Source organism: Achromobacter sp. 2789STDY5608615, from assembly GCF_001298995.1.
GTDB classification, from domain to species: Bacteria; Pseudomonadota; Gammaproteobacteria; order Burkholderiales; family Burkholderiaceae_B; genus Achromobacter; species Achromobacter insuavis.
In genome coordinates this window covers 1-6,176 of sequence record NZ_CYTY01000082.1, presented here as the reverse complement: position 1 = coordinate 6,176, position 6,176 = coordinate 1, and the positions used below count along the sequence as shown (strand labels likewise).

Genomic DNA, 6,176 nt, shown 5'->3' with positions numbered 1-6,176 from the left:
CGGACCGCAATCGTAGCCCCGCCATCCCCCACCGACCCCACCACGCGCGCCTAAAGAACCCACCTCACCCGCCCTTCAGTGCCTCCCACTAGAAGAAAAATCACAACAACTCCGAGCCAACTCCGCAACACTCTCACAAAAAGCATCATCAGCCCCCTTCCGGTACATCGCGCAATACACCGACTGCGGCGCCGCCGTGCTGGTCCGCGCGATCACCAACTGCCTAGCGCTCACCATCTCCGCGAAATAATCCCGCGGCAGGCAACTCACTCCGAAGCCGGCCGCCGTCAGGCCCGCCATCGCGATCAGGCTGTTGATGGTGAACATGTTGCTGGCCGGCGTATGCGGCTTGAGCCAGCCGTCGTAGATCATGTTCAGGCCCGACTCCCGGCTCTGGCGCAACAGCGGCAGGGTCGCGATGTCCGCCGGCGTATAGACGCGGCTTGGATCGATCACGTCGGGGCTGCCCATCCAGGCGAACTCCAGGCGTTGCAGCGCCACCACCTCCAGGCCCGGCTCGGCGAACTCGCCATGCAGGAAAGCCATGTCCAGCTGGCCCGCCTGCAGGCGCTTCTGCAGGTCCGCGCCCAGGTCGATGTGCGGCTCCAGCGTGATGCGCGGATAGTGCGCGCGCAGCAGGCGGATCAGGGCCGGCAGCCAGGTCATCGCGGTGATCTCGGTGATGCCGAAACGGAACGTGCCGGTCAGGGTGTGCTGGCCCTTCAGGCGCACCAGCAGGCGGTCGCGGTGGCCCAGCATTTCCTCGGCCAGCGCATAGACCTCGTGGCCGCGCGCGGTCAGCTCGGCGCGGTGGCCGGAGCGGTCGAACAGGGCCACGTCGAAGTCCGCTTCCAGCTCCTGGATGCGCTTGGTGATGGCCGACTGGGTGGTGTGCAGCTTCTGCGCCGAGGCCGAGAGCGTGCCCAGGCGCACGGTCCAGTAGAGCGCCTCGATCTGCTTGAAAGTCAGCATCGCGCGCTCCAGGGGAAGGTCTGATTCATTCCAAAATTTCCGCTAAGTGATAACCCTTATATTCCCAAAAGGGATGGACTTCGTGGAAATTTAATCCCTTTTTCGGATCGCCGAAAGCGCCCACCATGCGGTCTGACTCATTCGTTTCAGGACTACGCAGACCGCCATGGCCACCCTCATCACCGGCACGCGCATATTGCCGGCCGCACCCGTTGCCCCCGACGCCATCCTGCAGGCGCTGGCCGGCATCGTCACTCCGCATCTCAGCGACAACCTGGCGCGCCGCGAAGGCATCGCCGGGCTGCATCGCTACAACCGCGCCGGCAAGCTGGTCGGCACCGCGCTCACCGTCAAGACCCGTCCCGGCGACAACCTGATGATCTACAAGGCCATGATGCAGGTGCAGCCTGGCCACGTGCTGGTGGTGGACGCCGGCGGCGACCTGTCCAACGCGGTGCTGGGCGAGATCATGAAGCGCTACCTGCAGGCGCACGGCTGCGCCGGCGTGGTGGTGGACGGCGCCATCCGCGACGTCGGCGCGTTCGAGGCCGACGCGTTTCCCTGCTATGCGCGCGGCCACATCCATCGCGGCCCCTACAAGGACGGCCCGGGCGAGGTCAACGTGCCGGTGTCGATCGGCGGCCAGGTGATCCATCCGGGCGACATCGTGGTGGGCGACGAGGACGGCCTGGTCAGCTTCGCGGCCGACGAGGCGCCGGCCTTGATCGCCGCGGCGCGCGCGCATGCCGACAAGGAGGCGCGCATCATGGCCGAGATCGACGGCGGCGCCCGCACGCAGAGCTGGATGCAGGCGGCGTTCGCCGCCAAGGGGCTGGCATGAGCGGCGCCGACACCCTGGCGCTGGCGGCGCGCGCCCGTGCCATCAAGCCTTCGCCCAGCATGGCGGCCAAGACCCGCGTCGACCAGTTGCGGGCGCAGGGACGCGACATCATCGACTTCACCGTCGGCGAGCCGGATCTGCCGACGCCGGCCCATATCGTGCAGGCCGGCATCGACGCGCTCAAGAGCGGCGATATCCGCTATACCGCGTCGGCCGGCTCGCGGCCGCTGCTGGAAGCGGTGCGCGCCAAGTTCCAGCGCGAGAACGGGCTGGACTACGGGCTCGACCAACTGATCGTCGGCGTGGGCGCCAAGCAGCTGCTCTACACCGCGCTGGCCGCCACCGTGCAGGCCGGCGACGAGGTCATCATTCCCGCGCCTTACTGGGTCTCGTATCCCGACATGGTGCTGGTCAACGATGGCACGCCGGTGGTGGTGGCCTGCCCCGAGACCGACGGCTTCAAGCTCACGCCCGCAGCGCTGGAGCGCGCCATCACGCCGCGCACCAAGTGGCTCGTGCTGAACACGCCGGGCAATCCGACGGGCGCCATGTACAGCGCGGCGGAGCTGCGCGCGCTGGCCGACGTGCTGGCGCGCCATCCGCAGGTCTGGCTGATGACCGACGAGATCTACGAACACCTGGCCTACGGCGACGAGCGCCACGCCTCGCCGGCCGCCGTCGCGCCCGAACTGGCCGCCCGCACCCTGACCATCAACGGGGTTTCGAAGGCCTACGCGATGACCGGCTGGCGCCTGGGTTACGCCGGCGGCCCCAAGGCCCTGGTCAAGGCCATGGCCACGTTGATCTCGCAAAGCACCAGCTGCGTCAGCGCCATCAGTCAGGCCGCCGCGCGCGTCGCGCTGAGCGCCGACCAGGCTTGCGTCATTGAGGCGGCCGCCGTGTTCCATGCGCGCCGCGACCGCATCGTGGCGCTGCTGGACGCGGTGCCGGGCATCCGCTGCCCACGGCCGCAGGGCGCGTTCTACGTCTACCCCAATGTCGCGGGCCTGCTGGGACGGCGCACGCCGGCGGGCACGCTGTTGCAGAGCGACCTCGACGTGGTCATGTTCCTGCTGGACGAGGCCGGCGTGGCGGTGCTGGACGGCGCGGCCTATGGCCTGTCGCCGTACCTGCGCCTGAGTTTCGCGACTTCGATGGACCACATCGAGGAAGGCTGCCGCCGCATCGCCGAGGCCTGCGGCAGGCTGGCTTGAGTCCGGCGGCCCCGCGCAGGGGCCGCCGTCGTTGGCAGTACCCATACTTATATTTCAAGGGAATCAGCATGAAGCACTGGATCATCACCTGCGCGGCCGCCATCGGCCTGGCCGCCACCCTGGCGCCCGCCGCCCACGCGGACACGCTGCAGGACATCAAGGCGCGCGGCAAGTTCATCTGCGGCACCATGGGCACGGCCGAGCCGTTCAGCTTCCAGGATCCCAAGACCCGCGCCATCGTCGGCTACGAAGTCGACATGTGCCAGGCCGTGGCCGACAGCCTGGGCGTGCCGCTGGAGCTCAAGCTCATCGCGGTCGAGGCCCGCATCCCCGAACTGATCGCCGGCCGCGTCGACGTGGTCGCCGCCAACCTCGGCTGGAGCCCCGAGCGGGCGCAGCAGATCGACTACTCGCACCAGCATTTCGTGAGCCTGCAGAAGGTGCTGGCGCGGGAATCGGACAAGGACCTGAAGGCGCCCGCCGACCTGGCAGGCAAGCGCGTCAGCGCGGTGCGCGGTTCGTCGTCGGAGCAGGGCGCGCGCAAGTTCATCCCCAACGTCGAGCCGGTGACGTTCAAGGATCCCAGCGGCGCCTTCCTCGCCTTGCAGCAGGGCAAGGTCAGCGGCTTCGTCGGTTCCGAACTGATGCTGGTCAAGCTCAAGCAGCAGGCCGCGAGCAGCGCGGTGCCGGCCAAGATCCTCGAACCGGCGCTGTTCGTGGAGCCGTGGGGCATGGGCGTGCGCCGCGGCGATACCGCGATGCTGAACCAGGTGAACCAGGTGCTGGACGGGCTGGAAGCCTCGGGCAAGGCCACGCAGATCTTCGACAAGTGGTTCGGCGCCGGCACCCAGTTCAACATGAAGCGCGACTTCCGCATCGAAGCGATCAAGGGTTGAGGCGCCTCGCGCCGGAGCCTTAGCCGATGCATTACGTCTTCGACTTCTCCGCCATCTTCCAGGGGGAATACCCGGCCTGGCTGCTCAGGGGGTTCGTCACCACCCTGGCGCTGGCCGGGCTGGCCTGGATCCTGGCGTTCCTGGTGGGCAGCCTGCTGGCGGTCATCCGCCTGACCGGCTCGCCCGTGGCCAACGCGCTGATCGCGCTGTACGTGGCCTTCCATCGCAACGTGCCCATGCTGGTGCACATCCTGTTCTGGTATTTCGGCGTGCCGGCCCTGCTGCCGCAGGCCGCGACCGACTGGCTCAACAGCCACGGCAGCGAGTTCATCCTGTCGTGCATCGCCATCGGCCTGGTGATGTCGGCCTACATCTGCGAGGACCTGCGCAGCGCCGTGCGCGCCATCCCGCCGGGGCAGGTCGAGGCGTCCCGCGCGCTGGGCCTGGGCTTTCTGCGCACCATGCGCTGCGTGGTGCTGCCGCAGGCCTTCCGCATCGCCATTCCGCCACTCCTGAACCAGACCCTGCTGCTGGTCAAGAACACCAGCCTGGCCATGGCCATCGGCGTGGCCGAACTGACCGCCGTCGGCCGCGAGATCGAGAACTACACGTTCCGCACCTTCGAGGCCTATGCGGTGGTGACGGCGATCTACCTGGCGCTGTCGTTTCTCATCATGGGCGGCGGCGCGCTGCTGCAGCGGCGCTACCGTCCGCTGGGAGGCCATTGAATGTGGGATATCCTCAAAGACAACTGGCTGCTGCTGCTCATCGGCCAGTATCCGCACGGCCCGATCGGCGGCCTGGTCGCCACGCTGGGCCTGGCCGCCATCAGCCTGGCGCTGGCGCTGCCCTGCGGCGTGCTGCTGGCGCTGGGCCGCATCAGTCCGTACCGCGCGCTGCGCTGGCCGGCGTCGGCCATGGTGTACCTGGTGCGCGGCCTGCCGCTGCTGATGTTCATCTTCTGGGCGTACTTCTTCGTGCCGCTCATCATCGGCCGGCCGGTGGCGGGCACCACGACGATGGTGGTGGCGCTGGTGTGCTACGAAAGCGCCTACCTGGCCGAGATCATCCGCGCCGGCATCCAGGCGTTGCCGCCCGGGCAGCAGGAGGCCGGCCGCGCGCTCGGCCTGTCGTACCTGCAGACCATGCGCCGGGTGATCCTGCCGCAGGCGCTCTACAACATGCTGCCCAGCATGCTGAGCCAGTTCGTCTCGACGGTGAAGGAGACCTCGCTGGCCTACGTGATCAGCGTGCAGGAGCTGACCTATGCGGCCAACCAGATCAACAGCGTCCTGCTGACCAAGCCGTTCGAAGTGTTCGCGCTGCTGGCGCTGACCTATTTCATCCTGAATTTCGGCCTGAGCGCCCTGGTGCACCTGACCGAGAAACGCATCGGCAGCCGCCGCGCCGGCCGCGCGCCTGCCCCCAAGGTGGTTCCGACATGATCCGATTTTCCGAAGTGCAGAAGTGGTACGGCGACTATCAGGCGCTGACCGACGTGACCGCGCAGGTGCGGCGCGGCGAGGTGGTGGTGGTGTGCGGCCCGTCCGGCTCGGGCAAGTCGACCCTGATCCGCACGGTGAACCGGCTGGAGCCGATCCAGAAGGGCGTGATCGAGGTCGACGGCCAGGACATCTACGGCGGCAAGGTGCACCTGGACACGCTGCGCAGCCACATCGGCTTCGTGTTCCAGCAGTTCAACCTGTTCCCGCACCTGTCGGTGCTGGAGAACCTGATGCTGGCCCCGCTGCAACTGAAACGCGCCCGCCGCCCCGAGGCGCGCGACCGCGCCATGCAGCTGCTGGACCGCGTCGGCCTGGCCCACAAGGCCGAAGCCTACCCGGCGCAACTGTCCGGCGGCCAGCAGCAACGCGTGGCGATCGCGCGGGCGCTGGCGATGAATCCGCCGGTGATGCTGTTCGACGAACCGACCAGCGCGCTGGACCCCGAGATGGTGGGCGAGGTGCTGCAGGTGATGAAGGGCCTGGCCAGGGACGGCATGACCATGGTGTGCGTGACGCACGAGATGGGGTTTGCGCGGGAGGTGGCGGATACGGTTTGGTTTATGGATGCGGGGAGGATTTTGGAGGTGGCGGGGCCGGAGGCGTTTTTTGGGCGGCCGGGGACGGAGAGGGCGCGGAAGTTTTTGGCTGACATTCGGGGGTGAGGGGCTTGTTTTGCTGTTGCGGGGTGGGTTCTTTAGGCGCGCGTGGTGGGGTCGGTGGGGGATGGCGGGGCTACGATTGCGGTCCG

Annotated in this window: 7 protein-coding genes; 6 read left to right on the top strand and 1 reads right to left on the bottom strand. The window is 67.9% G+C overall.

What is annotated here, in order from left to right; genetic code table 11:
* Positions 1-75: 75 nt before the first annotated feature.
* On the bottom strand, positions 76-972 hold the full coding sequence (locus AOZ49_RS31270) for a LysR family transcriptional regulator (RefSeq protein WP_054479793.1): 897 nt from the start codon (positions 970-972) through the stop codon (positions 76-78).
* Positions 973-1,138: 166 nt separating this feature from the next.
* Here AOZ49_RS31270 and AOZ49_RS31265 point away from each other — a divergent pair, with 166 nt between their 5' ends.
* The 6 genes from AOZ49_RS31265 (at position 1,139) to AOZ49_RS31240 (ending at position 6,090) form a co-directional block, all read left to right on the top strand.
* Positions 1,139-1,813 carry an RraA family protein gene (locus tag AOZ49_RS31265; protein ID WP_054479791.1) on the top strand — a complete coding sequence of 225 codons (675 nt, stop codon included), beginning with the start codon at positions 1,139-1,141 and terminating at the stop codon, positions 1,811-1,813.
* Positions 1,810-3,027, top strand: coding sequence for an aminotransferase class I/II-fold pyridoxal phosphate-dependent enzyme (locus AOZ49_RS31260; protein WP_054479788.1), 1,218 nt, complete (start codon positions 1,810-1,812; stop codon positions 3,025-3,027). The genes AOZ49_RS31265 and AOZ49_RS31260 overlap by 4 nt, the downstream gene beginning before the upstream one ends.
* A 68-nt stretch (positions 3,028-3,095) precedes the next feature.
* On the top strand, positions 3,096-3,923 hold the full coding sequence (locus tag AOZ49_RS31255; RefSeq protein WP_054479786.1) for an ABC transporter substrate-binding protein: 828 nt from the start codon (positions 3,096-3,098) through the stop codon (positions 3,921-3,923).
* Positions 3,924-3,949: 26 nt separating this feature from the next.
* Complete coding sequence (locus tag AOZ49_RS33225; RefSeq protein ID WP_054479784.1) at positions 3,950-4,651, top strand: amino acid ABC transporter permease; 702 nt, start codon at positions 3,950-3,952, stop codon at positions 4,649-4,651.
* Positions 4,652-5,368, top strand: a complete 717-nt coding sequence (locus tag AOZ49_RS33220; protein ID WP_054435719.1) for an amino acid ABC transporter permease — start codon at positions 4,652-4,654, stop codon at positions 5,366-5,368. It abuts the gene before it with no gap.
* Positions 5,365-6,090 carry an amino acid ABC transporter ATP-binding protein gene (locus AOZ49_RS31240; RefSeq protein WP_054435717.1) on the top strand — a complete coding sequence of 242 codons (726 nt, stop codon included), beginning with the start codon at positions 5,365-5,367 and terminating at the stop codon, positions 6,088-6,090. Before AOZ49_RS33220 ends, AOZ49_RS31240 begins: the two co-directional genes overlap by 4 nt.
* Positions 6,091-6,176 lie beyond the last annotated feature (86 nt).